General features: G+C 55.7%; 24 protein-coding genes. 12 read left to right on the top strand and 12 right to left on the bottom strand.

Features of this window, described 5'->3' with window-relative positions:
- Positions 1-68: 68 nt before the first annotated feature.
- The gene (gene copA, locus AB4K05_RS05355) at positions 69-2,570 is read right to left on the bottom strand and encodes a copper-exporting P-type ATPase CopA (protein WP_368478960.1); all 2,502 of its coding nucleotides are present in this window, start codon (positions 2,568-2,570) and stop codon (positions 69-71) included.
- A gap of 94 nt (positions 2,571-2,664) precedes the next feature.
- Here copA and cueR point away from each other — a divergent pair, with 94 nt between their 5' ends.
- Positions 2,665-3,075, top strand: a complete 411-nt coding sequence (gene cueR, locus AB4K05_RS05350; protein ID WP_368478959.1) for a Cu(I)-responsive transcriptional regulator — start codon at positions 2,665-2,667, stop codon at positions 3,073-3,075.
- Positions 3,076-3,078: 3 nt separating this feature from the next.
- Here the strand turns inward: cueR and AB4K05_RS05345 are convergent, their stop codons facing one another.
- Positions 3,079-3,540, bottom strand: coding sequence for an NfeD family protein (locus tag AB4K05_RS05345; RefSeq protein WP_368478958.1), 462 nt, complete (start codon positions 3,538-3,540; stop codon positions 3,079-3,081).
- Positions 3,537-4,454: an SPFH domain-containing protein gene (locus AB4K05_RS05340; protein ID WP_368478957.1), complete on the bottom strand. Its 918-nt coding sequence runs from the start codon at positions 4,452-4,454 to the stop codon at positions 3,537-3,539. The genes AB4K05_RS05345 and AB4K05_RS05340 overlap by 4 nt, the downstream gene beginning before the upstream one ends.
- 127 nt (positions 4,455-4,581) lie before the next feature.
- On the opposite strand from AB4K05_RS05340, the gene fetA reads away from it, so the two are divergent.
- Positions 4,582-5,253 carry an iron ABC transporter ATP-binding protein FetA gene (fetA, locus tag AB4K05_RS05335; RefSeq protein ID WP_368478956.1) on the top strand — a complete coding sequence of 224 codons (672 nt, stop codon included), beginning with the start codon at positions 4,582-4,584 and terminating at the stop codon, positions 5,251-5,253.
- Positions 5,246-6,028, top strand: coding sequence for an iron export ABC transporter permease subunit FetB (fetB, locus tag AB4K05_RS05330; RefSeq protein ID WP_368478955.1), 783 nt, complete (start codon positions 5,246-5,248; stop codon positions 6,026-6,028). Before fetA ends, fetB begins: the two co-directional genes overlap by 8 nt.
- Positions 6,029-6,457: 429 nt before the next feature.
- Here the strand turns inward: fetB and AB4K05_RS05325 are convergent, their stop codons facing one another.
- From AB4K05_RS05325 to tesA, 3 genes are read right to left on the bottom strand one after another with little or no spacing between them, the layout of a single operon-like run.
- Positions 6,458-7,312 (bottom strand): co-chaperone YbbN, encoded by an 855-nt coding sequence (locus AB4K05_RS05325; protein ID WP_368478954.1) that lies wholly within the window; start codon positions 7,310-7,312, stop codon positions 6,458-6,460.
- 58 nt (positions 7,313-7,370) lie between these two features.
- On the bottom strand, positions 7,371-8,138 hold the full coding sequence (locus tag AB4K05_RS05320) for an SDR family oxidoreductase (protein ID WP_368478953.1): 768 nt from the start codon (positions 8,136-8,138) through the stop codon (positions 7,371-7,373).
- Positions 8,139-8,160: 22 nt separating this feature from the next.
- The gene (gene tesA / locus AB4K05_RS05315; RefSeq protein WP_368478952.1) at positions 8,161-8,793 is read right to left on the bottom strand and encodes a multifunctional acyl-CoA thioesterase I/protease I/lysophospholipase L1; all 633 of its coding nucleotides are present in this window, start codon (positions 8,791-8,793) and stop codon (positions 8,161-8,163) included.
- On the opposite strand from tesA, the gene ybbA reads away from it, so the two are divergent.
- From ybbA to AB4K05_RS05275, 8 genes are all read left to right on the top strand, one after another.
- Positions 8,761-9,447 (top strand): putative ABC transporter ATP-binding protein YbbA, encoded by a 687-nt coding sequence (ybbA, locus tag AB4K05_RS05310; RefSeq protein WP_368478951.1) that lies wholly within the window; start codon positions 8,761-8,763, stop codon positions 9,445-9,447. The genes tesA and ybbA overlap by 33 nt on opposite strands.
- Complete coding sequence (ybbP, locus tag AB4K05_RS05305; RefSeq protein WP_368478950.1) at positions 9,444-11,858, top strand: putative ABC transporter permease subunit YbbP; 2,415 nt, start codon at positions 9,444-9,446, stop codon at positions 11,856-11,858. The genes ybbA and ybbP overlap by 4 nt, the downstream gene beginning before the upstream one ends.
- Positions 11,859-12,169: 311 nt before the next feature.
- Entirely contained in the window at positions 12,170-13,312 is a 1,143-nt protein-coding gene (locus AB4K05_RS05300) for a porin (protein ID WP_368478949.1), read from the top strand.
- Between the two features lie 405 nt (positions 13,313-13,717).
- Entirely contained in the window at positions 13,718-15,304 is a 1,587-nt protein-coding gene (locus tag AB4K05_RS05295; protein WP_368478948.1) for an ABC transporter substrate-binding protein, read from the top strand.
- A 55-nt stretch (positions 15,305-15,359) separates the two neighbouring features.
- Positions 15,360-16,304, top strand: a complete 945-nt coding sequence (locus AB4K05_RS05290) for an ABC transporter permease (RefSeq protein WP_368479167.1) — start codon at positions 15,360-15,362, stop codon at positions 16,302-16,304.
- A gap of 6 nt (positions 16,305-16,310) precedes the next feature.
- Positions 16,311-17,156: an ABC transporter permease gene (locus AB4K05_RS05285; protein WP_368478947.1), complete on the top strand. Its 846-nt coding sequence runs from the start codon at positions 16,311-16,313 to the stop codon at positions 17,154-17,156.
- Entirely contained in the window at positions 17,149-18,126 is a 978-nt protein-coding gene (locus AB4K05_RS05280; RefSeq protein ID WP_368478946.1) for an ABC transporter ATP-binding protein, read from the top strand. Before AB4K05_RS05285 ends, AB4K05_RS05280 begins: the two co-directional genes overlap by 8 nt.
- Entirely contained in the window at positions 18,123-19,094 is a 972-nt protein-coding gene (locus tag AB4K05_RS05275; RefSeq protein ID WP_368478945.1) for an ABC transporter ATP-binding protein, read from the top strand. Before AB4K05_RS05280 ends, AB4K05_RS05275 begins: the two co-directional genes overlap by 4 nt.
- On the opposite strand, the gene mnmH is transcribed toward AB4K05_RS05275, so the two are convergent.
- The 5 genes from mnmH to ppiB all read right to left on the bottom strand — a co-directional run bounded on the left by mnmH (position 19,091) and on the right by ppiB (position 23,200).
- Entirely contained in the window at positions 19,091-20,179 is a 1,089-nt protein-coding gene (mnmH, locus tag AB4K05_RS05270; protein WP_368478944.1) for a tRNA 2-selenouridine(34) synthase MnmH, read from the bottom strand. The two genes, AB4K05_RS05275 and mnmH, sit on opposite strands and share 4 nt — an antisense overlap.
- Before the next feature lie 108 nt (positions 20,180-20,287).
- Positions 20,288-21,355 (bottom strand): 5-(carboxyamino)imidazole ribonucleotide synthase, encoded by a 1,068-nt coding sequence (gene purK, locus AB4K05_RS05265; RefSeq protein WP_368478943.1) that lies wholly within the window; start codon positions 21,353-21,355, stop codon positions 20,288-20,290.
- A complete protein-coding gene (gene purE / locus AB4K05_RS05260; protein ID WP_368478942.1) occupies positions 21,352-21,861 on the bottom strand; it encodes a 5-(carboxyamino)imidazole ribonucleotide mutase in 510 nt (169 codons plus the stop codon). The genes purK and purE overlap by 4 nt, the downstream gene beginning before the upstream one ends.
- Before the next feature lie 118 nt (positions 21,862-21,979).
- Positions 21,980-22,702: a UDP-2,3-diacylglucosamine diphosphatase gene (lpxH, locus tag AB4K05_RS05255; RefSeq protein WP_368478941.1), complete on the bottom strand. Its 723-nt coding sequence runs from the start codon at positions 22,700-22,702 to the stop codon at positions 21,980-21,982.
- Positions 22,703-22,705: 3 nt separating this feature from the next.
- A complete protein-coding gene (ppiB, locus tag AB4K05_RS05250) occupies positions 22,706-23,200 on the bottom strand; it encodes a peptidylprolyl isomerase B (protein WP_368478940.1) in 495 nt (164 codons plus the stop codon).
- Positions 23,201-23,385: 185 nt separating this feature from the next.
- On the opposite strand from ppiB, the gene cysS reads away from it, so the two are divergent.
- The gene (cysS, locus tag AB4K05_RS05245; protein WP_368478939.1) at positions 23,386-24,771 is read left to right on the top strand and encodes a cysteine--tRNA ligase; all 1,386 of its coding nucleotides are present in this window, start codon (positions 23,386-23,388) and stop codon (positions 24,769-24,771) included.
- Between the two features lie 91 nt (positions 24,772-24,862).
- On the opposite strand, the gene AB4K05_RS05240 is transcribed toward cysS, so the two are convergent.
- Positions 24,863-25,387, bottom strand: coding sequence for a metal-dependent hydrolase (locus AB4K05_RS05240; RefSeq protein WP_368478938.1), 525 nt, complete (start codon positions 25,385-25,387; stop codon positions 24,863-24,865).
- Positions 25,388-25,436: the final 49 nt, after the last annotated feature.

The following is a 25,436-nucleotide window of genomic DNA, read 5'->3' as shown; positions in this document are numbered from 1 at the left end:
TCTCATGCTAGCGCGATGGGGGGAAAGGTGCAAACGCGTCCCTCCCGAAGGCGGGAGGGACGGCGGGGCTACTGTTTAGGTTTAAAGCGCAGCAGGCGGTTGGCGTTGCTCACCACCGTAATGGAGGAAAGAGCCATTGCCGCCCCGGCGACCACCGGGTTCAACAGCGTTCCGGTCAGCGGCCAGAGGATACCTGCGGCAATCGGAATGCCCAGCGAGTTATAGATAAAGGCACCCAGCAGGTTCTGCTTCATATTGCGCAGCGTGGCGCGCGAGATAGCCAGCGCATCGGCGACGCCTACGAGGCTGTGACGCATCAACGTGATGGCGGCCGTTTCAATCGCCACATCGCTACCACCGCCCATGGCGATCCCGACTTCTGCCTGTGCTAGCGCAGGCGCATCGTTGATGCCATCGCCGATCATCGCCACTTTCTGACCCTGGGCCTGCAAATCTTTAATCGCCTGCGCCTTACCGTCTGGCAGTACGCCCGCAATCACCTCATCAATACCGGCTTCTTTGGCAATCGCGTTTGCCGTGACGGGGTTATCGCCGGTCAGCATCACCAGACGATAGCCTTCCCGGTGCAAACGTTGCAGCGCGGCAACGCTGTCGCTGCGCAACGGATCGCGAATGGCGAACAGCGCGGCGATGCGACCATCAATCGCCAGCAGTACCGGGGTTGCGCCCAGTGCGGCTTGTTCCGCCATAGCGTTATCCAGATCGCGGGTATCAATCTGCTGCTCATGCATTAACGGCTGATTCCCCAGCAGCAACTGATGCCCCTCGGCCTCACCGCTGACGCCCAGACCGCGTAAGGTGCGAAACGCGTTGACCTGCGGCAGCGAACTGACAGCGGCTTTTTCTATGATCGCACGGGCCAGCGGGTGGCTGGAACCTTGCTCCAGCGCCGCCGCCAGACGCAGCGCTGTCGCTTCATCCATATCGCCGACGGTTTTCACTTCGACCACCTGCGGTTTACCTTCCGTCAGCGTACCGGTTTTATCAAACACCAGCGTGGTCAGTTCGCTGGCACGCTGCAGCGCATCGGCATCGCGGACCAGCACGCCGTATTCAGCCGCGCGGCCCACGCCGGAGATAATCGACATTGGCGTGGCCAAACCGAGCGCACAAGGGCAGGCGATAATCAGCACCGTGGTGGCAATCACCAAGGTATAAACGATTTGCGGTGCCGGGCCGAAGAAGTACCAGATAGCTGCGCTTAAAATCGCGATAGCAACGACCACGGGCACAAATACCGCCGAGATTTTGTCGGCCAGTTGTCCGATTTCCGGTTTGCTGCTTTGCGCTTGGCGCACCATCTTAATGATACGTGACAAGGTGGTGTGGCTGCCGACTGCGCTGGCGCGGAACAGCACGGAACCATCTTGCACCACGGTCCCGGCGTGAATGCTATCGCCGTCGCCTTTTTGCTGCGGAATAGGTTCGCCAGTGAGCATGGCTTCATCAAACCAGGCTTCGCCTTGGCTAATTTCGCCGTCAACCGGCACACGGTCGCCAGTTGCCAGGCGCAAAGTCATGCCCGGCTGTACTTCTGCCAGCGGCACGCTTTTTTCACCCTCATCGGTCACCACGCGGGCGGTGGGCGGCGTAAGGTCGAGTAATTTTTCCAGCGCTCGGGACGAACGCTGACGCGCCCGCGCTTCAAGCATATGGCCGAGGTTTATCAGGCCGATAATCATGGCGCTGGCCTCGTAATAGAGGTGACGTGCTTCCATCGGGAACCATTGCGGCCACAGGTTGACGCTCATCGAGTACAGCCACGCCACGCCGGTACCCAGGGCGACCAGCGTATCCATGGTGGCGGTGCGGTTCTTCAGGCTCTTCCAAGCACTGCTATAGAAGTGCCCACCGGCAAAAACCATCACGGCGAGAGTCGCCAAACCAATCACCAGCCACAGGGAACGGTTATCGTCGGTGACCATCATGTTGTCGCCGAACATCCCCCAGACCATCACCGGGATGCCCACCAGCAGAGCGACAATCGCCTGCCAGCGAAAACGCTTCATCGTCGCCAGCGCCGTTTCCTGCTGACGCTCACGTCGCTTGAGGTCATCCTCAATCGCTTCTGCACCGTAGCCGGCTTTCTCTACCGCCTGCACTAAATCACTGGCGGAAGCGCTGCCCATTACTAAGGCCGTACGCTCCGCCAGATTTACCCGTGCCTGTACGACGCCGGGGACAGTCAGCAAGGCTTTCTGCACCCGGGATACGCAACTGGCGCAGCTCATACCGCTTAACAGCAACTGTTGGCTGTCATCCGATTCCTGTGCTGCCGGAAGCTCAGGGGTGGCCGCTGTCAGCGCTTCCGACGGGGATGATGACTCTGCCAGCGGTTTAGCCTTTGGGTGGCTTAACTCCGCACCGTATCCAGCTTGTTTAATGGTGTCGATAAGTGCTTCGGCGCTGGCGCTGCCGGTGATGTGAGCCGCTTCGATTGTCACCTCTGCCTGCTCAACATCGGGACGTTGCTCTAGACTCTCTTTGACTCGTTTGACGCAATGACCGCAGGACAGACCGTCCAGAGTCAGATCGATGGTATGAGACATATCACTTTCCTCAATAATGAATGACCAGAATTACCTTTTGGTCTACAGTTATGAAGGTTAAACCTTCCAGCAAGGGGAAGGTCAAGGGGGAAACGTGAATATCAGTGATGTTGCCAAAAAAACCGGCCTGACAAGCAAAGCCATTCGCTTTTATGAAGAGAAAGGGTTGGTGACGCCGCCGCTGCGCAGCGAGAACGGCTACCGTAGTTACACGCAAAAGCACCTTGATGAGTTTACGCTACTGCGTCAGGCGCGCCAGGTGGGGTTTAACTTGGAAGAGTGCGGTGAACTGGTGAATTTGTTCAACGATCCCAAACGGCACAGCGCCGATGTGAAAGCCTACACGCTGCAAAAAGTAGCAGATATTGAACGCCATATTAGCGACTTGCAGGTGATGCGCGACCAGTTAATGTCGCTGGCCGCGTCCTGTCCGGGCGATGACAGCGCCGATTGCCCGATTATTGATAATCTGTCCGGCTGCTGCCACCGTAAAGCTCAGGCCTGATGCCTAGCGTGAAGGGGTTAACCTGATTCGCAGGACGATCCCTTCGACCGCCAGTACTTCAACTTTACTGCCCGCGGGCAGGTCGTCATCGGCAATGACCGGCCACGAACTGTCGCCCACGCGCATATGGCCGCGTCCGTTAACCAGTGCGTTATCGAGCGTAAATCGTTGCCCAAGTAGCTGTTGGCCGCGTTGGTTTAGCTGATTTTCAGCAGGACGCTGACGGCTCGCGCGTTGATTCAGCCACTTCCACCACAGCCAAGCTGCCAGCAGCGTAAGCACCGCAAACAGCGTTCCCTGCCACTCCCAGCCAAGCGGTAAGACCCACGTCAGTAGGCCAGTTACCGCCGCCGCCACGCCGCTCCACAGCAGGTAGCCGCTGCCGCCGAGCATCTCGGCGGCCAACAGCAGGCCGCCAAGACTCAGCCAGAAGAGATGCGGGTGCGTCAGCACCAGGGCTATCATGATGATTTCCGATCGCGGCTGCTGTCTTTAATCAGTTCGGCAACCCCAGCAATAGAGCCCATTAAGCTGCTGGCATCCAGCGGCATCATCACCACTTTGCTGTTATTGGCTGAGCCAATTTTCTGCAGCGCGTCGGTGTATTTCTGCGCGACAAAGTAGTTAATCGCCTGAATGTCCCCAGCCGAGATAGCTTCAGAAACCATTTTTGTGGCTCGCGCTTCCGCTTCGGCAGAACGTTCACGCGCTTCTGCCTGCAGGAACGCTGACTGGCGTTCACCTTCCGCGGTCAGGATTTGCGCCTGTTTTTCCCCTTCGGCTTTGACGATCTGCGCTTGGCGAATACCTTCCGCTTCGAGAATGTAGGCACGCTTGGTTCGTTCGGCCTTCATCTGCGCGTTCATCGCATCGATAAGTTCTGCCGGTGGACGCACATCGCGAATTTCAATACGGGTAATTTTGATGCCCCACGGGTTGGTGGCTTCATCGACGATATGCAGCAGGCGCGTGTTGATGTTATCGCGCTGGGAGAGCATTTCATCAAGCTCCATCGAGCCGAGGACGGTACGAATGTTGGTCATTGTCAGGTTGATAATCGCCAGCTCAAGGTTGCTGACCTCATACGCCGCTTTTGGCGCATCAATAACCTGAATAAAACAAACGGCATCAATAGAAACGTTGGCGTTATCTTTCGAAATCACTTCCTGAGAGGGGATATCGAGCACTTGTTCCATCATGTTGATCTTGCGACCAATTCTATCCATAAATGGGACGACCAAGCTTAAGCCCGGGTGCAGCGTTTTCGTGTAGCGGCCAAATCGTTCGACCGTCCATTGATAGCCCTGCGGCACGATTTTGACACCGGCGGCCACAACGACCAGCGCGACAAAGATAAGAATCGGGATAAATACCAGCATAAAACCTCCTGTTTAACTGTCCGTAACTCAATCAAGTATATCGGCTATAGCGGTGAAATTCGCCCCCTGAAATTAATTGGCGTTACACTAGAGACACAAAAAGTATGAATCAGGACATGGAAAGGCAATGACGGAAAATAACGCTATTTTGCAGCTCCAACAGGTGGGCTTTGATATTGGTGGCAATACCATTCTGGAAGGGATAAATCTCAGCGTCGCGCCCGGCGAATTTAAGCTGATTACCGGTCCTTCCGGCTGTGGAAAAAGTACTTTATTAAAAATTGTGGCCTCGCTGCTTTCACCGACCACGGGCCAGATCCTTTTTGAAGGCAAAGCCACCGACACACTCTCGCCGGAGACCTACCGTCAGCAGGTTTCCTACTGTGCGCAAACGCCAGCGCTATTTGGCGACACGGTCTATGACAACCTGATTTTCCCTTGGCAAATCCGCCAGCAGCAGCCGGAGCCAGAGAGCTTTCTCGCGCAATTAACGCGCTTTGGCCTTCCGGAAGAGACGCTGTCTAAATCGATAAACGAGCTTTCCGGCGGAGAAAAGCAGCGGGTGTCGTTAATCCGTAATCTGCAATTCTTGCCTAAGGTGTTGCTGCTGGATGAAATAACTAGCGCGCTCGACGAGCAAAATAAAAAGAACGTCAACGACATTATTCATCGCTACGTTCGCGATAAGCAGGTTGCGGTGCTGTGGGTGACGCACGATAAAGATGAAATTAGCCATGCGGATGAGGTGATCACGCTGCCATCCCATCGCGATAGCGTGCAGGAGGCCCATCATGAATGAACATACAATTACCAATGAATCATTAGCACTGTCGATGGTGTTGGTTCTGGTGGCGGTGCTGGTGAGCTACCGGGAAAAGTTGGCGCTGGAAAAAGACATTATCTGGAGCATTTGTCGGGCGGTTGTCCAACTGGTGATCGTCGGCTACGTGCTGAAGTATATCTTCAACGTGAACCACGCGGTGCTGACGCTGCTGATGGTGCTGTTTATCTGCTTTAACGCCGCTTATAACGCGCAAAAGCGCAGCAAATATATTGATAAAGCGTTTGTCTCATCATTTATCGCCATTACCACCGGTGCCGGATTGACGTTAGCAGTGCTGGTGTTTTCCGGTTCGATTGCATTCGTGCCGATGCAGGTGATCCCGATTTCCGGGATGATTGCCGGGAACGCGATGATTGCGGTGGGGCTGTGCTACAACAATCTGGGCCAACGCTTTAGCGCCGAGCAGCAGCAGATTCAGGAGAAATTGAGTCTTGGGGCCACGCCGAAAATGGCCTCAGCGCGGCTTATTCGCGAAAGCATACGCGCATCGCTTATCCCCACCGTCGATTCGGCGAAAACCGTTGGGCTGGTGAGCTTGCCGGGGATGATGTCCGGGCTGATTTTTGCCGGTATCGATCCGGTAAAAGCGATTAAGTATCAGATCATGGTGACGTTTATGCTGTTATCTACCGCCAGCCTGTCGACGATCATCGCCTGCTACCTGACCTACCGGAAGTTTTACAATGCCCGTCACCAGCTGGTGGTGACCCAGTTGAAAAACAAAGTTTGATGCCGTAGCCGTTGCCGGATGGCGGCGTAAACGCCTTATCCGGCCTACGAGGACTGGCTCTAAACAGGTAGGCCTGATAAGCGAAGCGCCATCAGGCATGGGGTGCAACGCCGTTGCCGGATGGCGACGTAACCGTCTTATCCGGCCTACGAGGACTGGCTCTAAACAGGTAGGCCTGATAAGCGAAGCGCCATCAGGCATGGTGTGCAACGCCGTTGCCGGATGGCGGCGTAACCGCCTTATCCGGCCTACGAGGACTGGCTCTGAACAGGTAGGCCTGATAAGCGAAGCGCCATCAGGCATGGTGTGCAACGCCGTTGCCGGATGGCGGCGTAACCGCCTTCTCCGGACTACGAGGACTGGCTCTAAACAGGTAGGCCTGATAAGCGAAGCGCCATCAGGCATGGTGTGCGCCGCCGAGAGGCTCGATCAGTACAGCAGTGAATAAAGCTGGCGGCGGTACTTAGACGCCAGCGCATCGCCGGTGCCGAGTGCGGCCAGAATCTCTTGCAGCATTTTGCGCGCCTGACCGTCCGCGGCGCCCAGATCTTTACGCAGATGGCTGAACAGCAGCTCCAGCGCCTCTTCGTTACGCCCTACCTGATGAAGCTGTAACGCAAGCTTGGTGGCAAGCTCTGCATCGTCGGGATTCTGTTCAACCTGCTGCTGTAACAGCTGGATTTCCGGCGTATCAGCCGCTTGTTTCAAGAGCTCAATTTGTGCCAGCAGCCCCTGATAACGGGTGTCCTGATCCTGTAACGGAATGGTTTTCAGCACCGCTTCCGCATCGTCTGAACGGTTGAGTGCAATTTGCGTCTCCGCCAGCAGCAGGCCAATCTGGCTGTCTTGGCCGGAGAGCTGCCAGGCGTCTTTCAGTAGAGGCAGCGCCTCGGCGTGATTGCCTTCCTGAATCAGCGCCAGCGCCTGCTGTGCCTTCAGCTCTTCTTCACGCGGCAGCACTTTATCCAGCAACGCGCGAATCGCCTCTTCCGGCTGCGGGCCTTGGAAGCCGTCTACCGGCTGGCCGTTTTGGAACAGATACACGGTAGGAATAGCGCGCAGGCCAAACTGGGAAGCGACCATCTGCTCGGCATCACAGTCAACTTTCGCCAGAATAAATTGACCGTGGTACTGTGCGGCCAAGCTTTCCAGAACCGGCGTCAGATCCAGACAATGCTGGCTGCGCTCAGACCAAAAATAGAATAACACCGGGATAGTCGCGGATTGTTCCAGCGTCTGGTGTAGGTTAGCCTCGGTAATATTTACGATACTCTGTACGGACATCAGTCATTCCCTATATTCGGTTTGTATTCGAGATGGGGGCAAAAGCGCATGCTTCAACTTAGCCCTGCAGAATTTTGTCCATCAACCGGCCCGGCAGCAGGCGTTTTAGCCAACCAACCGCGTGAGTGACCAGCGTGACTGGATAACGCAGCTTGGGTTTATCGCTAATAAACGCGTGACGCACTTTTTCCACCACCGCGTCTGGGCCAAGGGTAAAGCGCGCTGCAATGCCTGGGTTTTCCACGGCTTTGTCGCTGGTCTGGTTGACGTTGTCGGTAAAGCGGGTGCGAATCGGGCCAGGTTCAATCAGGCTGACTTTGACGCCGGTATGGCGAAGCTCCATACGCAGCGCATCAGACCAAGCTTCCAGCGCATATTTACTGGCAGCATACGCCCCACGACCCGGCGTGGAGATAAGCCCCATTACCGATGAGGTCATCACAATACGCCCCTCGCCGTGCGGCACAATTGCTGGCAGCAAACGCGTGGTTAACTGGTGGACGCCAAAAAAGTTGGCGGAAAACTGCTGCACCATTTGCGCGCGGCTTATGCTTTCCAACGGGCCATAAACACCGTATCCGGCGTTATTAAACAGGCCGAAAAGATGATTATTGGTCAGCGCAATCACCTGGTCTGCAGCATTATCCACGCTCTCCGGGCTGTCGAGATCAAGCAAAATCCCCGTCAGGCCCATGCCATCCATGCGTTTGACATCCTCGGGTTTGCGGCAGGCGGCCAGCACGTGAAACCCTTGGCGCTTAAGCTCAAGTGCGCTTTCCAAGCCAATTCCACTGGAACATCCTGTAATTAAGACCGATTTTTGCATAACTTTACCTGAAGACACCGCTTTACTTCCCGGCGTCGTGATTAACTAATGGAGCCAGACGTGTCGCCATCCAGTCGGCAATAAACGGCTGGGCGTCACGGTTGGGATGAATGCCATCATCCTGCATCCACTGCGGCTTGAGGTAGACCTCTTCCATAAAGAAGGGCAGCAGTGGCACGGTGAATTCACTGGCAAGCTTCGGATACACGGCGCTAAAGGCCTCATTATAGCGGCGTCCATAGTTTGCGGGCAGACGAATTTGCATTAATAGCGGTTGAACGTTGGCGGCTTTAAGTTGCTGCAAAATAACACGTAGGGTTTTCTCGACTTCCTGAGGCTGGAAACCGCGTAGGCCATCGTTACCGCCGAGCTCTACCAATACCCAGCGCGGCTGGTGCTGCTTGAGCAGTGCGGGGAGACGAGCCAGCCCCTGCTGGGCGGTGTCGCCGCTGATGCTGGCATTTATCACCGTGATTTTAGGCTGCCATTTCTCGTTTAGCAGGGCAGGCCAGGCGGTATTGGCCGCCATGCGATAGCCCGCGCTAAGGCTGTCGCCGAGAACCAATAGCGTGTCCGCCGCCGCGGCGCGAAAGCTCAACAGAATCAAAAACAGGACAGGCAAATGCCAGCGGAAAACGTACTTGAAGTTCATCATCTTAAGAAATCCGTCGGTCAGGGGGAGCATGAGCTTTCCATCCTTACCGGAGTTAACCTGATTGTCAAACCGGCGCAAACCCTTGCTTTAATTGGCGAGTCCGGCTCCGGCAAGTCAACGTTGCTGGCTATCCTAGCCGGTTTGGATGACGGGAGCAGCGGTCAGGTAAAGCTGCTGGGTCATTCGCTCGAGAATATGGACGAAGAGGCGCGCGCACGGCTGCGAGCTCAGCATATCGGTTTTGTTTTTCAATCATTTATGTTGATCCCCACGCTCAATGCACAAGAAAACGTGGAGCTGCCAGCGTTGCTGCGCGGTGAAAGTGATAATCAGAGCCGACATGGCGCGAAAGCGCTGCTGGAACAACTGGGGCTGGGCAAGCGTCTGCATCATCTTCCAGCACAGCTTTCCGGCGGTGAGCAGCAGCGCGTGGCGTTGGCGCGGGCCTTTAACGGCAAGCCCGATTTGCTGTTTGCTGATGAACCGACCGGCAACCTCGACCGTCAGACCGGTGACAAAATTGCCGACCTGCTATTTTCTTTAAACCGCGAACACGGCACCACGCTTATCCTTGTTACCCACGATGCCCAATTGGCAGCCCGCTGCGATCGCCGCCTGCGCCTGGTGGATGGGCAACTCCGGGAGGAAGCATGATCCTACGCTGGTTCTGGCGCGAATGGCGTTCGCCGTCGCTGTTAATTGTCTGGTTGGCGCTAAGCCTTGCGGTGGCCTGCGTGCTGGCGTTGGGCAGCATTAGCGACCGAATGGATAAAGGGCTCAACCAGCAAAGCCGCGACTATATGGCCGGCGACCGGGCGCTGCGCAGCTCGCGTGAAGTCCCGCCTGAATGGCTGGAAAAAGCACGGGCGCTGGGCCTCACGGTGGGCGAGCAGATTAACTTCTCCACCATGACGTGGGCGGGCGACACGCCGCAACTGGCGGACGTAAAAGCGGTGGATGACAGCTACCCGCTGTATGGCGAGCTACAAACGCTGCCAGCCAACATCAAACCGCAGGCGGGCACGGTGCTGATGGCGCCGCGTCTGATGGCGCTGCTGAACCTGAAAACCGGTGACAATATTGACGTCGGCGACGTCACGTTACGCATTGCCGGTGAAGTCGTGCAGGAGCCGGACAGCGGCTTTAACCCGTTCCAACTGGCCCCAAGATTGATGATGAACATGGCTGACGTGGCGAAAACCGGCGCGGTGCAGCCCGGCAGCCGGGTGAGTTGGCAGTATAAATTCGCGGGAACGGCACCTGCGCTGGCGAGCTACGAAAGCTGGCTGTTGCCGCAGCTGAAGCCTGAGCATCGTTGGCTGGGGCCGAACCAGGATGATGGCGCATTGGGTAAATCACTGCAGCGTTCACAGCAGTTCTTGCTGCTTTCGGCGCTGCTCACGCTGCTGCTGGCGGTGGCGGCCGTCGCCGTGGCGATGGGGCATTACTGCCGTAGCCGTTACGATTTGGTCGCCATCCTGAAAACTTTAGGCGCCGGGCGAGCGCAACTGCGTAAGCTGATTATCGGTCAATGGGTGCTGCTGCTAGCGCTGTCGGCGCTGGCGGGCGGCGCGATGGGGATGTTGTTTGAGTCTATCCTGCTCGCGCTGTTAAAACCGGTACTGCCCGCGGCGTTACCCGCCGCCAGCGGCTGGCCGTGGCTGTGGGCCGTGGGGTCGATGACAGTGATTTCGCTGCTGGTCGGTTTGCGTCCCTATCGTTTATTGCTGGCGACCCAGCCGTTACGCGTGCTGCGCCAAGATATGGTGGCTACCGTTTGGCCGCTGAAAATCTATCTGCCGCTGGTTTGTATGGTTACCGTGGCGCTGTTGGCGTGGCTGATGGGCGGAAGTCCGCTGTTATGGTCGGTATTGGCCGGGGCCGTGGTGCTGGCGGCGCTGTGCGGGCTGGTCGGCTGGCTGTTGCTGAAGGTACTTAAGCGTCTGACATTGCGCGCGCTGCCGCTGCGCCTGGCGGTCAACCGCCTGCTACGCCAGCCTTGGTCAACGCTGAGTCAGTTGGCGGCCTTCTCGCTGTCGTTTATGTTGCTGGCGTTATTGCTGGTGCTGCGTGGCGATCTGTTGGATCGCTGGCAGCAGCAGTTGCCGCCGGAAAGCCCGAACTATTTCCTCATCAATATCGCCCCGGAGCAGGTGAGTGAGGTGAAAACCTTCCTCGCCGATCATCAGGTGATCCCGGCGGCGTTCTATCCGATCGTAAGGGCCCGCCTGACGCAGATTGATGGCCACAGTACTGAGGGCAATAAAGATGAGTCGCTCAACCGTGAGTTGAACCTTACCTGGCAGGATCAACGACCGGAGCATAACCCGCTGGTGGCGGGCGTCTGGCCGCCGAAAACCGGGGAAGTCTCCATTGAAGAGGGACTGGCGCAGCGGCTAAATATTCGCCTTGGCGACAGCGTGACCTTTACCGGTGATACCCAGGACTTCAGCGCCAAGGTCAGCAGTATTCGTAAAGTGGACTGGGAGAGCTTGCGGCCAAACTTCTTCTTTATCTTCGCCGACGGTGCGTTGGACGGTCAGCCGCAGAGCTGGCTGACCAGCTTCCGCTGGGATCGCGATCCCTCCTTGCTTACTCAGCTAAACCGCGAGTTTCCGACGGTCAGCCTGCTGGATATTGGCGCTATTTTGAAACAGGTCGGCCAGGTGCTGGCGCAGGTGAGCCGCGCGCTGGAGGTGATGGTGGTGCTGGTGACCGCCTGCGGCGTACTGTTGCTGCTGGCTCAAGTGCAGGTGGGAATGCGTCAGCGGCATCAGGAGCTGGTGGTTTATCGCACGCTGGGCGCCGGGAAGTCGCTATTACGCGCCACGCTGTGGGCTGAGTTTGCGCTGCTTGGAGCCATTTCCGGCCTCGTGGCGGCGATGGGTGCTGAAACCGCACTGGCCATGCTGCAAACCAAAGTCTTTGATTTCCCATGGTCGCCGGACTGGCGTCTGTGGGTCGCACTGCCGCTGTGCGGGGCGCTTTTGCTGTCGCTGTGCGGCGCGGGCCTTGGTCTGCGGCTCCTGAAGGGGCGCGCGCTGTTCCGTCAGTTCTCTGGCTAGATCCAGGCGCGTTGCCGGATGGCGGCGTAAACACCTTATCCGGCCTACAAGGACGGGTTCAGTTCAGGTAGGCCTGATAAGCGTAGCGCCATCAGGCATTCAGGGCACGCTGCCGGATGGCGGCACGCCCTCATTCTGTCATCGCCATAAATTGTTCATCCTTTCATCATCTTGCCTTTTTTACGGCACCATTCGGTAAATCTGGAAACCTAAAGCGCACGTTTCATTAAAAATCAGCGAGGTGGAATTTATTAATAGACGATAATATTTGTCAGCCAGATAGTTGGCTCGCAATCTATCAAGGAAAAATAATGACTATAAAAATGAAAGCACTGGCGTTATCGATCGGTGCTGCAGTGGCTTTGACGTCTTTCGCATCCCAGGCTGAAATTACCCTGCTCAAGCAGGATACTCAGGCTGGTAATCCGCTGAGCCGTCTGAACTTCACCGTAGGCGGGAGTATCCGTCCACAGTTCAACATGATGACCGGTGACGGCGATAAAGGTTCTTACAAACGTAACGGCTTCGATGGCGGCACCCGTTTCCGCTTTGCTGCTGATTACTACCTGTTCGACGACATTAGCTGGGTCAGCTACTACGAACTGGGCGTGAACATTCCTGCAGTCTTCGACTGGGATAACCACCACGCTGAAGGCGCAAACGACACCACCCGTCGTATGCTCTACACCGGCCTGAAGAGCGATACCTGGGGTACGCTGACCTTCGGTCAACAAAACAGCATCTACTATGATGTGGTCGGCGCAAAAACCGATATCTGGGACTATGACATGATTGGTCAGGCACCAGGCAACGGTATCAACGGCGATTACGATGGTTCTTACCGTACTCGTAAATCTCTAAAATATAAGAAAACTGTAGGCGACGTTGATCTCTACGCTTCTTATCTGTTCAACGACGATCTGAACCTGAACAACGGCCTACTGTACAAACGTAAAGGCGGCGGTTCACTCGGCGTGGATTACCATATCACCGACGATCTCTCTTGGGGTACTGCATGGAACTATACCCGTGCGGATATGAATACCGTCAACAGCAACGACAGCAAAACCTACGATCAGAACATCCTCGGTACCGCATTGAGCTGGACGCCGGATAACTGGACGTTCTCTGTCGGCGGCGGCTGGTACCAGAACTTCATGACCACCAAGAAAGCGTCCGTTAACGACTACTTCGCGGGTGATGCATGGGGCGTGGAATACTTCGCGGGTTACAAAATCCCGGTTGGTCAGTATGCGCTTAAATCCGTTCAGCCATACTTCATGGGTGACCGTATTGAATACGTGAATGGTCGTAACTACCAGCGTATCGATAACGGCGTGGGTATTAGCTTCCAGCTGGATTATGGTTTCCGTGTTGATTACGAACACGTATTTACCTCCAGCACCGATGACTTGGGTGATATGAACCTGGTGCGTCTGCGTTACGATTTCTAATCGTTTAAAAGGGCGGCTTAGGCCGCCCTTTGTTTAGTTTATTTTCAACTTTAGATAGTGATAAAACGTCTAACTCCCGCCGCCATTCCCGCTTTTTTGTTACACATCAGTTGGTTATAATTTCGCTCCTCAACTACCCCCGATTTTTATTTAATGTTGTCGGCCGCAGAGCGTTATCTGCCTGTAAATTCAGACTTTTATCTTCGTTGATGAAGTGTGAAGCGGTTAACAACGTGAAGGGGAATCAATTGCTTACTCATTGATTAAGGCGCTTATATACCGGGTTAACAATAAAACCGGATATACGGTCAGTGCTGCGCCGTTGAAACTGATGTTTACCACCGGGTCTGTCGGTTTATTTCTTTGAAAGAAGAATAATTTTAAAGGGTAAGGAGTGAGTGAGGTATGCGTAAATTATTCATCCCCGCGGCATTTATTTCGCTGGCGTTGGGTCTCACCGGTTGTGACGATGCAAAAAATAAAGAAACCGCTAATGCTCCGGTCGCCAGCAGCGCGGCGAAAGAAGGCGGCTCGCTGATTATTGGCATTACCTCCGGCGACCCGCTGGCAGTGAACCCGATTTACGCCAGCGACCGTACCACGTTGACCATCATGCAGGCGCTCTATGCGCCGCTGTACAGCTATAACGACGGGAAGATCGAGTGGGGTCTGGCGGAAAGCCTGGAGCCTTCTGCGGATAATCTCAGCTATATCCTGAAGCTTAAACCGAATCTGAAGTGGCAGGACGGGCAGCCGATCACTGCCGCTGACGTGGTCTTCACCTTTGATAAGCTGCTGGATGAAAAACAACACAGCTTCTTCCGCAGCATGTTTATGTACGGCGGCAAGCCGGTACAGGTAAGCAAGGTGGACGATCTCACGGTGAAATTTACCCTGCCGCAGGTGAGCGCGGCGTTTGTTGGCACACTGGTGCAGATCTACCCGATCCCGCAGCACGTGTTCGCTAACGAAAGCGATCTGGAAAAGAGCGGCAAAAACGATGCGCCGGTAGGTTCCGGGCCATTCAAATTTAAAGAATATCGTGCGGGCCAGTACTACGCCCTAACGCGTTTTGACGACTACTGGAACGGCAAAGCGAAGCTGGATTCCGTCACCTATCGTTTTGCCAAAGACAGCAACTCGGCCAATCTTGCGCTGCAAAACGGCGAGATCAACCTCAAAATGGTTGACCCGCAGGACGTGTCGCGGCTGAAAAAAACCGATAAGTTTAACTTCGTGACCTACCCGGAAGGGCGTCTAGCCTACATGGTCTTTAACCAGAACGTCCCGGTGATGCAGAGCAAGGAACTGCGTCAGGCAATAGCCTATGCGCTGAACAAAAACGATCTGGTCACCACAGCTTTTACCTCTCTCGACTATGCCAAACCGGCGACCTCGTTCCTGACGCCGGATACGTTGTATCACTCCGATGATGTTGAGCAGTACGCCTACGATCTGCAAAAAGCCAAGGATCTGCTCAAAGCCTCCGGCGCGCCAAGCGACCTGAAGCTGCGGCTGGCCTACGTCAATACCAATAAAACCCAGGAAAGCATGGGGCTGTATATTCAGCAGCAGCTCAAAGCGCTGGGCGTTAACGTCGAGCTAATGCCGCTGGATGCCAACGCCATGTCGCAGCGCAGCCTCGATATGAAAAACACCGCTTACGAACTGAGCCTTGGCGGTTACATCATGGGGCCTGAGCCGGACGGCTATAAATCGTTGTTTATGAGCAACGAAGCCTATAACTACGCACACTATAAAAATCCGCAGTTTGATGCCCTGTGGGATAAAGGCGCGATTGAGACCGATAGCGCGAAACGCGCAGAAATCTACAAGCAACTTCAGCAGGTGGTTGCCACTGATATGACCTACTATCCGATTGCCTACGGTAATGCGGTGGTGGCGGTGGATAAGCGTTTTGGTGGTATTCAGGAAGCGGAGCCAAAACCGGTTTATATGTTCCAAGATTTATCCAAACTCTACCAACAATAAGCAAGATTAGCCCCCGATGTCGGGGGCTTTTTGTGAAGGGAATGTCGTGAACACAATGCTGACTCGTCGGCTGCTACAGCTGCTGCCGATGCTTTTCTTTATTTCGCTGGTGGCGTTTTTGCTGGTCAAGCTTGCCCCTGGTGACCCCATTCAGGCGTACATCACGCCGCGCATGTCGCCGGAGGATATTGAGCGTATCCGCCATAGCCTTGGGCTGGATAAGCCGCTGGTCAACCAATATCTGCTGTGGCTGAAAAATATCCTGCAAGGTGATCTCGGTTACTCGCTGATTTACCACCGTCCAGTACTGGAGATGATCCTCGAACGTATTCCCGCCACGCTGGGCTTGATGGGGGCCTCCTTGTTGCTGGCGATTGTACTGGCGGTACCGCTGGGTCTGTTGGCCGGGGCATTCAAACATCGTTGGCTCGACTACGTGCTAAACCTGTTTGCCTATGTCGGGATATCGGTGCCCATTTTCTGGTTTGGCATTCTGTTGATTACCGTCTTTTCGGTGCAGCTCAACTGGTTTCCGAGCATGGGAATGCGCACCATCGGCGTCGAGGACAGCTGGCTGGACGTGCTGCGTCACGGCATATTACCCTGCATCGCGCTGATGTTTTACAACCTCTCAACCTACGTGCGCTACGTGCGGTCTAACACCATTACCCAACTGTCGGCGGACTACGTGCAGACACAGCTGGCCTATGGCGCAACCTACCGCACCATCCTGTTTCGCCATGTGCTGAAAAACGTGCTGTTGCCGGTTATCACCCTGTTTGGTCTGTCGTTTGGCGAGCTGGTGGTGGGCGCTTACGTCACCGAAAGCGTGTTCTCCTGGCCGGGGATGGGATTGTTGGGGATACAGGCGATCACCTCGCTCGATTATCCGCTGATCATGGCGATCATCCTGCTGTCGTCGCTGATGCTGATCGTTGGCAATCTGCTGGCCGATCTGCTGTATCGCGTGGCCGATCCCCGCATTCGTACTTTGAGGTAACCGACGATGAATCGACGCTGGCAAAACGTTGGCCACCAGCTCCGCCGCAATCGTCCGGCGCAGTTTTCCTTGCTGGTGCTGTTTGTTTTTATTCTTGCGGCACTGTCTGCAGGTTTGAGTCCTTACGATCCGGACCAGATGTCGCTGGCCGCCCGCATGCTGCCACCTGATGCCGCGCATTGGTTTGGCACCGACGAATATGGCCGTGACTATTTCACCCGCGCGCTGTCCGGTGGGCGAATATCGCTGATGGTCGGCTTCTTGGCGATGCTGTTTTCCACTCTGATTGGCACCGTTGTCGGCACGGTTAGCGGCTATTTTGGCGGCTGGTTGGATAATCTGATGATGCGTGCCGTTGATATTCTGATGGCTATTCCAGCTTTCTTCTTATTGCTGGTTCTGAATGCTTACCTGAAGCCGGGTGTCGATAATATTATTATGATTATCAGCTTGTTAACCTGGATGAATATGTCGCGGCTGGTGCGTGCAGAGACGCTATCCATTAAGGAGCGTGAATACGTTCTGTATGCTCGTGCTTCCGGGGAAAATCCGCTGCGCATTATTGCCCGCCATATTATCCCCGGTGTGCTGCCGACAATTATCGTCGCCGCGACGCTGAATATCGCGTCGGCCATTTTGATGGAATCAACGCTTAGCTTCTTAGGTCTTGGCGTCCAGCAGCCCGCCGCCTCGTGGGGCAGCATGTTGAACAATGCGCAGTCTTATATTGGTGACGCCTCATGGTTAGCCATGTTCCCGGGCATATTGATCCTGCTTACCGTCTTTAGCTTCAACGTACTCGGCGACGTGTTCCGCACCGCCTTCGAACCGGGGGCCAACCGCGATGCATAACTTGCTTGAACTCGATAACCTGCAAACCTCATTTTTCACCCGCGATGGCGAAGTGCATGCGGTGCGCGGCGTCAGCTTTGCGCTCAACGCTGGGGAGCTGGTCGGTATCGTCGGCGAATCGGGATGCGGCAAAAGCGTCACCTGCAAATCGATTCTTCAACTGCTGGGCAATAACGGCAAAATTACCGGTGGTAGCGTGCGTTTTCGCGGTGACGATTTGGCGCAAAAAACGCCGCCGCAGATGCGACAGATCCGCGGCAATGATATTGCCATGATTTTCCAAGACCCGATGACTGCGCTAAATCCGGTGCTGACGATTGGCCATCAGATGGCGGAAATCCTGATGCGTAATAAAGGGTTAAGCCGAAAATCTGCTCGCGAGAAGGCGCTGGCGATGCTCGACAGCGTCGGTATTGCCGATGCGCCACGACGTTTTAACCAATATCCACATGAATTCAGCGGCGGCATGCGCCAGCGGGTGATGATTGCGATTGCGCTCTCCTGTGACCCGCAGGTGCTGATCGCCGATGAACCGACCACCGCGCTGGATGTCACTATTCAGGCGCAAATCCTGCGCTTGCTGAAATTGCTGCAACAGCAAACCCAAACGGCGATTTTACTGATCACCCACGACCTTGGCGTGGTGGCGCAAATGTGCAGCCGGGTGGTGGTGATGTACGGTGGGCTGGTGATGGAAGAGGGGAGCGTTGAAGATATTTTCCTCCGTCCGGCTCACCCGTATACCCAGGGGCTGCTTGCCTCTTTGCCGCGCGCCGACGATCCGGAGCACCGGCTGTCGCCTATTGAGGGTTCACCCCCGGGGCTGCTAAACCCGCCACCGGGTTGCCCGTTTGCCGAACGCTGTTCGCAGCGCATGCCGCAATGTAAAGGGCGCCCCGCATTAACTTCACGCGGCGAAGGGCACCGGGTTGCGTGTTGGCTATGGTCACAACAGGAGGTGTCAGCATGAGCGAGTCACCGTTAATTCGTCTGCGCGACGTGCGTAAACACTACGATCTCAGCGGCGGCCTGTTCAGCCAAAAGCGCGTGGTGAAAGCAGTCGACGGCGTCAGTTTTGATATTCAATCGGGAGAAACCTTCGGGCTGGTCGGGGAATCCGGCTGCGGCAAGTCGACGGTCGGGCGCGCCATTCTCCGGCTGTTTGATATCACCTCCGGCGAAATAGCTTTTGCCGGGCAGGATATTGCGCAGGCATCAGAAAAAAACCTCAAGCCACTGCGTCGTCGCATGCAGGCTATATTCCAAGACCCTTGGTCTTCGCTTAATCCTGGAATGACGGTGCAGCAGTTGGTGGCGGAGCCGATGAAAATTCACGGTTACGACGCGCAAACTCAACGCGAACGCGCTCAGGAGATGCTGTACAAAGTGGGACTTAAGCCTGAGCACCTGACACGTTTCCCACATGAATTCAGCGGCGGCCAGCGCCAGCGTATTAGCATTGCCCGGGCGCTATCGGTACGTCCGGAGTTCGTGCTGTGTGATGAACCGCTGTCGGCGCTAGATGTGTCGGTACAGGCGCAGGTGGTGAACATCCTCCAAGATCTCCAGCAGGAGCTGGGGCTAACCTATTTGTTTATCGCTCATGACCTGTCGATGGTGCGGCATATTTCCAGCCGCATTGGGGTGATGTATCTCGGCAAACTGGTGGAGGTTGCTCCTGCCGGTGATCTGTATCAACGCCCGGCGCATCCGTATACCCGAGCGCTGCTGGCCTCGGTACCGGTGCCGGACCCGCGTATTTCGCAGCTTGAACTGGATGGTTTAAAGGGGGAGATCCCCAGTCCGACGGCGGACATTAGCGGCTGCCGTTTTTGCAGCCGTTGTCCGCAGGTGATGCCGCAGTGTCAGCAGCAGGAGCCGCCGATGCAGGAAATTGCACCGCGTCATTTTGCTGCCTGCTGGCTTTTTAAAGCCTAAGCGTGGGTTGAAAGCCAGTGCACGACGTCTTCTGAGGTACCACGGAAGACGATTTTGTCGGCTTTCTTCTCCAACTGATAGCGGTACATCGGGTCGTAGTATTCGTTGAGCAGCGGCACCAGCCATGCGAAATGCACCTCGGTGGAACCGCTACGGCGCTGCTCGGCCAGCGACGCATCAAGCGTGGCGGTCAGTTCGGCAAAGCGCTGCAGCCCCAAACGGCGGCGAATGGCGTACAGGCCGTGGTGCAGATAAGCGCTGTACTCTTCCCAGCCTTGCTCTTCCCCGTAGGCGGCGAAAAAGTCGTGATGCATGCGGGTGAAATATTCTTCACGCAGACGTTCAATACGCAGCTCGAACGGGTCTTCCACCACCGCGATTGGTGATTGTGCCATTCTGTCACGCAGGCATTCTGGGAGATGGTTGGCGCCGATCATCCGGCCTTCATCTTCCAGCACCCAACGCACGCTTTCCTGCTCATGAGCGCCCTGTAACAGCGCCGTCGCCAGATGGTTTTCAAAGGTGGCTTGGGAAAATTGGGCGTTAAGCGTGCGGCCAAATGACGAACCGCGATGATGCGCCAGCCCTTCAAGGTCAATGCCCTGCGGCTGTTGACGAACCAGCGGCGTTTTGCCGTTGCCGGTACAGCCACCGATAAGGATTATTGGATGACGAACCAGTTCTTCGGTAGCCTTTATTGCTGCCTGGCGCAGCGCTTTGTAGCCGCCAACGATCAGCGGGTAGTTGACCCCATTGTCCTTAATCCAACTCTGGGTGATGTGCGAACGCTGCCCGCCGCGCGCGCAGCATAGGTATCCGTTCGGCGCTCGGCGGCAGGCGTCCAGCCAAGCTTCAATACGCTGCTGGCGGTTCTCCCCGGCGACCAGTTTGTGCCCCAACGCCAGCGCGGCTTCAGCTCCCTCGCGTTTGTAGCAGGTACCGACGGCGGCACGTTCTTCGTCAGTCATCAATGGCAGGTTGATGGCGGCGGGCATTGCGCCATGCGCGAACTCAATCGGCGCGCGAACGTCAATGATGGGCGTTTCCGCGCGCAGAATGGCGCAGTAATCCGTCCCATTATTCATGGGGAAATCCTTCTGTGAACAAAGTGGGGGTATTGCGGTTACGGCGGGATTTTACGCTTCAAGGTGGGGGCCGGGGAAGCGTAACTTGCGTTCCCCGGTGTTAAAGCTTTATTTCAAGCGAGCCTGTGCCCAGGCAATTCCACTGGCGTAGTCGGCTGGCAGCAGTGGAACCAGTGCTTCCAGCGTGGCGCTGAGGCGGCCCGCATCGCTGTCGTTAAGGTTCAGGTGACCAACTTTGCGACCCGCGCGAACAGCTTTATCGTACCAGTGCAGATGCACCAGCGGCAGCTTCAGCCAGTCATAGTTCAGGTCGCTACCAATGAGGTTGACCATCACTGAAGGGCTGTTGACTACCGGCGGCGGTAGCGGCAGGTCGGTGATTGCGCGCAGATGCAGTTCGAACTGGCTGATGGATGCGCCGTTCTGCGTCCAGTGGCCGCTGTTATGCACGCGCGGGGCCAGTTCATTAATCAACAGACCGGCAGGGGTGATGAAGCACTCCATCGCCATGACGCCAACGTAGTTCAGCTCTTGCATAATGGCGGAAAGCATTGCTTCCGCCTGCGCCTGCTGCTTGGCATCCGCCTGCGGGAAGGCCACGCTCATGCGCAGAATGCCATCCTGATGCAGGTTGTGTGTCAGCGGATAAAACACGGTGCTGCCGTCGTGGGCGCGGGCCCCTACCAGCGACACTTCACCGGAGAAGTTAATGCCCTGTTCGACGATGCATTCACCATAGCAATCATCCGGCAGCTGCGCGGTTTCATCTTTGCGCAGACGCCACTGACCGCGACCGTCGTAGCCACCCGTGCGGCGCTTAACGATCGCCAGCTCGCCCAAGCGGTCAAATACCCCAGGCCATTCACCGGCGCTAGCCAGCAGCTGCCACGGCGCGGTCGCCAGTTCGAGCTTATCGAACAGCTGCTTTTGCGTCAGACGATCGGCAATAATCGGAAAAACGTCGCGGTTGACGAAGGCTTTGTGCTCAGCCAGTTCGCGGGTCAGCGCGGTTTCCGGCCAGCGTTCAATCTCGGCGGTAATAACGCTTTGCTGAAACGGCACGGCGGCTGGATCGGCTTCTAAGCCTACCGGCCAGACGGTAATCCCTAGCGGTTCACCGGCCTGGCGTAGCATCCGGCCAAGCTGGCCGTTGCCCAGTACGCAAACCTGCTTCATGCCGCACCTCGCGGATCGGGATTATCCAGCACTTCATCGGTTTGCGCTTTACGCCAGTCGGCAAGGCGCTGATGCAGTTCGGTATCGTGCTGTGCCAGGATCTGCGCGGCGAGTAATGCTGCGTTGGCAGCACCCGCTTTACCAATAGCCAGCGTGCCCACTGGGATACCGCGCGGCATCTGTACGATGGAATACAGGCTATCGACGCCACTTAGTGCTGCGCTCTGTACTGGAACACCCAGCACGGGAACCAGGGTTTTTGCCGCAATCATACCGGGTAAATGCGCAGCACCACCGGCACCGGCAATAATCACCTGATAACCGTTGCTTTCGGCGTCTTCGGCAAAGCTGAATAGTTTATCGGGGGTGCGGTGGGCGGAAACCACTTCAACATGGTGAGGAACATTCAGAATATCGAGGATTTCTGCGGTGAACTGCATGGTAGCCCAGTCGCTTTTGGACCCCATCACGATGGCGATACGTACCGGATTATTGCGCGAAGACATGCGTCTGAAAACTCCTGTGGGTGTGCTGCACACGACTTAGAGGCCACAGAGAATAACACGGAAAATGGGCAAGGAAAACGGTTGCGTCGCCATTGAATAGGCGAATTAAGTGGAGAATTTAAAACGGGAAGGGGATTAGCTCCACGTCTTCTTCGCTGACTTTCACCATTGAGCCGTGGTCATGCCAAGCGCCTAGCACCACACGATGTGCCGTTTCGCCATTGGCGTCGAGGGTATGGATATCCGGGCGATGGGTATGGCCGTGAATCAGCCACTGCACCTGATGTTTTTCCATGACCGCACTGACTGCCTGCGGGTTTACGTCCATGATCTCCATCGACTTGCTGCGGTTTGCGGCCTTGCTGTCGTTACGCATTTTCTGCGCAATGCGGCGGCGGATACACAGCGGCAGGGCGAGGAACAGTTTTTGGATCCACGGCGTGTGGACTTTAGCGCGAAACGCTAAATAACCCGGGTCGTCGGTGCACAGGGTGTCGCCATGCATAATCAGCACGCGGCGGCCGTAGAGATTGAGCACCTTTTCTTCAGACAGAAGCTGCATGCCGCTGTCGCGCGCAAAGCGTCGGCCTATCAGGAAATCGCGGTTGCCATGAATGAAATAACAGGGTACCCCGGAATCCACTAACGATTTGATTGCAGAAGCGATTTCACGGTGCAGTGGGTTGGGATCGTCGTCGCCAATCCACGCTTCAAACAGGTCGCCTAAAATGTACAGCGCATCGGCCGTACGGGCTTCACCGGCTAAAAAACGCAGAAAACCGGCGGTAATCGCCGGTTCTTCTGTTTGCAGATGAAGGTCTGCAATAAAGAGTGTCGCCACCAATTACTCGCTGACGGTCACGCTTTGAATAATAACGTCTTCTTTTGGAACGTCTTGGTGCATACCGCTACGGCCGGTAGAAACGCCTTTGATCTTGTCGACAACGTCCATACCTTCAGCCACTTCAGCGAAGACACAGTAGCCCCAACCCTGCAGGCTTTCGCCGGAGAAGTTCAGGAAGTCGTTATCGGCGACGTTGATGAAGAACTGTGCAGTAGCGGAGTGAGGAGCCTGAGTACGCGCCATTGCCAGAGTGCCACGGGTGTTTTTCAGACCGTTGTTGGCTTCGTTTTTGATCGCTTCTTTGGTTTCTTTTTGATTCATGCCTGGCTCAAAGCCGCCGCCCTGAATCATAAAACCGTTGATGACACGGTGGAAGATGGTGTTGTTGTAGAAACCTTCGCGGCAGTAGTCCAGGAAGTTTTTGACTGTTTCCGGCGCTTTATCGTCGAAGGTTTTGATGACGATATCGCCGTGATTAGTGTGGAAAGTAACCATTTCTGCATCCTGTTCCGTTTAGAGTAGTGCTTTAGCCCGCAATTTAGCGGCATATAGGTGCCTGTTATAGCATAACCGGACGACGCGATCACCTTGCATTGTGTGCTGCTTCCGGGTTGAATTACGGGTAGAATATGCCGTTTCAGGCGAAAGCCCGGTTCACACACGTAAACATGGAATTCTCGATGCTAAAAATCTTCAACACAATGACGCGCCAAAAAGAGGAATTTAAGCCTATTCACGCCGGTGAAGTCGGCATGTACGTGTGTGGTATCACCGTTTACGATCTCTGTCATATTGGCCATGGCCGTACTTTTGTCTCTTTTGACGTGGTGGCGCGCTACCTGCGTTTCCTGGGCTATAAGCTTAAATATGTGCGTAACATCACCGATATTGACGACAAAATCATTAAACGCGCAAACGAAAACGGCGAGAGCTTTGTCGCGTTAGTTGACCGCATGATCGTTGAGATGCACAAAGATTTCGATGCGCTGAACATTCTGCGCCCGGACAACGAACCGCGCGCAACGCACCATATTGCGGAGATCATTGAGATCACCGAACAGCTGATTGCCAAAGGCCACGCTTACGTGGCGGATAACGGCGACGTCATGTTTGATGTCCCAACCGATGTGGATTACGGCAAGCTGTCGCGCCAGGACTTGGATCAGCTCCAAGCCGGTGCCCGCGTTGACGTAGTTGACGTTAAGCGTAACCCGATGGACTTCGTGCTGTGGAAAATGTCGAAAGAGGGCGAACCAAGCTGGCCGTCTCCGTGGGGCGCGGGTCGTCCAGGCTGGCACATTGAATGTTCTGCGATGAATTGCAAACAGCTGGGCAACCATTTCGATATTCACGGCGGCGGTTCGGATCTGATGTTCCCACACCATGAAAACGAAATCGCCCAGTCTACCTGCGCGCACGATGGTGAATACGTTAACTACTGGATGCACTCCGGTATGGTGATGGTTGACCGCGAGAAGATGTCGAAATCGCTGGGTAACTTCTTTACCGTGCGTGACGTGCTGAAGTATTACGATGCTGAAACCATCCGTTACTTCCTGATGTCCGGCCACTATCGCAGCCAGCTCAACTACAGCGAAGAGAACTTAAAACAGGCACGCTCGGCGCTGGAACGTCTGTACACCGCGCTGCGTGGTACCGACAAATCCGTGGCGGCTGCGGGCGGCGAAGCGTTTGAAGCGCGTTTCATTGAAGCGATGGACGATGATTTCAACACCCCGGAAGCCTATTCCGCGCTGTTTGACATGGCTCGTGAAGTGAACCGCCTGAAGACCGAAGATGCGAATGCGGCGAACGCGCTGGCTTCGCATATGCGTAAGCTTGCATCGGTACTGGGTCTGCTGGAACAGGAGCCTGAAACTTTCCTGCAAAGCGGCGCGCAGGCTGATGACGGCGAAGTAGCGGAAATCGAATCGCTGATCCAACAGCGTTTGGATGCGCGTAAAGCGAAAGATTGGGCTGCCGCTGACGCCGCGCGTGACCGTCTCAATGAGATGGGCATCGTGCTGGAAGATGGCGCACAGGGCACGACCTGGCGCCGTAAGTAACGCTCTATATTGCCGGATGGCGGCTTACGCCTTATCCGGCCTACGATGGAATGATCGGTAGGCCGAATAAGCGTAGCGCCATCAGGCAAGATTAATGACGTCTATACCACCACAGCACACCCATCATTACGGCTCCCGGTAGCCATACCCACATCAATTCCGAAATAATCACCTGATGCCCGTACGGCGTGGCGTAGCGAGAGAGCGCGAACGGCGCGACCTTAATCACCTGCCACGGCGCAAAGAACCGTTCATCTGACCATGGCCACAGCCAACCGACGCCCTTGCCGCCGGTGGTGATGGAGTCCAGCAGGCTGTGTGAAAGCAGCGAAACCGTCAAAAATAACCAGCAACGAATCAGCCCGGCTTTAAACCATCGTCGGCCAATCATTACGCACAGCAGTGGCACAACAAAGGCAAACAGCAGCGAGTGGGTAAAACCGCGATGGCCAAAGATATTGCCGTAGGCGATGCCGAATTTGAAGGCGAGCACATCGGCATCGGGTAGCATTGCGAGCACCACGCCTGCGAAGAGTAGGCGAGGGGGAATAACGCGCGTGCCGAGCCCTAAGCCAAGGCATAGTGGGACGGCAGCGTGGGTGATAATGGTTGGCATCGATGGTCCGTTAGCGAAAAATAAAAACAAAGTATCAGCGCAAAACGGT

The organism is Kluyvera sp. STS39-E (assembly GCF_040932435.1).
Taxonomy (GTDB): domain Bacteria; phylum Pseudomonadota; class Gammaproteobacteria; order Enterobacterales; family Enterobacteriaceae; genus Kluyvera.
This window is presented reverse-complemented; position numbering and strand designations above follow the sequence as displayed.

Bases quoted from the DNA above. Each gene is read 5' to 3' on its own strand.
- purK (WP_368478943.1), bottom strand. From the start codon at position 21,355: ATGAAGCAGGTTTGCGTACTGGGCAACGGCCAGCTTGGCCGGATGCTA.
- AB4K05_RS05340 (WP_368478957.1), bottom strand. From the start codon at position 4,454: ATGCTGGTATTTATCCCGATTCTTATCTTTGTCGCGCTGGTCGTTGTG.
- AB4K05_RS05290 (WP_368479167.1), top strand. From the start codon at position 15,360: ATGCTGACTCGTCGGCTGCTACAGCTGCTGCCGATGCTTTTCTTTATT.
- fetA (WP_368478956.1), top strand. From the start codon at position 4,582: ATGACGGAAAATAACGCTATTTTGCAGCTCCAACAGGTGGGCTTTGAT.
- copA (WP_368478960.1), bottom strand. From the start codon at position 2,570: ATGTCTCATACCATCGATCTGACTCTGGACGGTCTGTCCTGCGGTCAT.
- AB4K05_RS05325 (WP_368478954.1), bottom strand. From the start codon at position 7,312: ATGTCCGTACAGAGTATCGTAAATATTACCGAGGCTAACCTACACCAG.
- AB4K05_RS05295 (WP_368478948.1), top strand. From the start codon at position 13,718: ATGCGTAAATTATTCATCCCCGCGGCATTTATTTCGCTGGCGTTGGGT.
- AB4K05_RS05275 (WP_368478945.1), top strand. From the start codon at position 18,123: ATGAGCGAGTCACCGTTAATTCGTCTGCGCGACGTGCGTAAACACTAC.
- AB4K05_RS05285 (WP_368478947.1), top strand. From the start codon at position 16,311: ATGAATCGACGCTGGCAAAACGTTGGCCACCAGCTCCGCCGCAATCGT.
- ybbA (WP_368478951.1), top strand. From the start codon at position 8,761: ATGCCAGCGGAAAACGTACTTGAAGTTCATCATCTTAAGAAATCCGTC.
- tesA (WP_368478952.1), bottom strand. From the start codon at position 8,793: ATGATGAACTTCAAGTACGTTTTCCGCTGGCATTTGCCTGTCCTGTTT.
- purE (WP_368478942.1), bottom strand. From the start codon at position 21,861: ATGTCTTCGCGCAATAATCCGGTACGTATCGCCATCGTGATGGGGTCC.
- cysS (WP_368478939.1), top strand. From the start codon at position 23,386: ATGCTAAAAATCTTCAACACAATGACGCGCCAAAAAGAGGAATTTAAG.
- AB4K05_RS05320 (WP_368478953.1), bottom strand. From the start codon at position 8,138: ATGCAAAAATCGGTCTTAATTACAGGATGTTCCAGTGGAATTGGCTTG.
- ybbP (WP_368478950.1), top strand. From the start codon at position 9,444: ATGATCCTACGCTGGTTCTGGCGCGAATGGCGTTCGCCGTCGCTGTTA.
- AB4K05_RS05280 (WP_368478946.1), top strand. From the start codon at position 17,149: ATGCATAACTTGCTTGAACTCGATAACCTGCAAACCTCATTTTTCACC.
- mnmH (WP_368478944.1), bottom strand. From the start codon at position 20,179: ATGAATAATGGGACGGATTACTGCGCCATTCTGCGCGCGGAAACGCCC.
- AB4K05_RS05300 (WP_368478949.1), top strand. From the start codon at position 12,170: ATGACTATAAAAATGAAAGCACTGGCGTTATCGATCGGTGCTGCAGTG.
- fetB (WP_368478955.1), top strand. From the start codon at position 5,246: ATGAATGAACATACAATTACCAATGAATCATTAGCACTGTCGATGGTG.
- AB4K05_RS05345 (WP_368478958.1), bottom strand. From the start codon at position 3,540: ATGATAGCCCTGGTGCTGACGCACCCGCATCTCTTCTGGCTGAGTCTT.
- ppiB (WP_368478940.1), bottom strand. From the start codon at position 23,200: ATGGTTACTTTCCACACTAATCACGGCGATATCGTCATCAAAACCTTC.
- AB4K05_RS05240 (WP_368478938.1), bottom strand. From the start codon at position 25,387: ATGCCAACCATTATCACCCACGCTGCCGTCCCACTATGCCTTGGCTTA.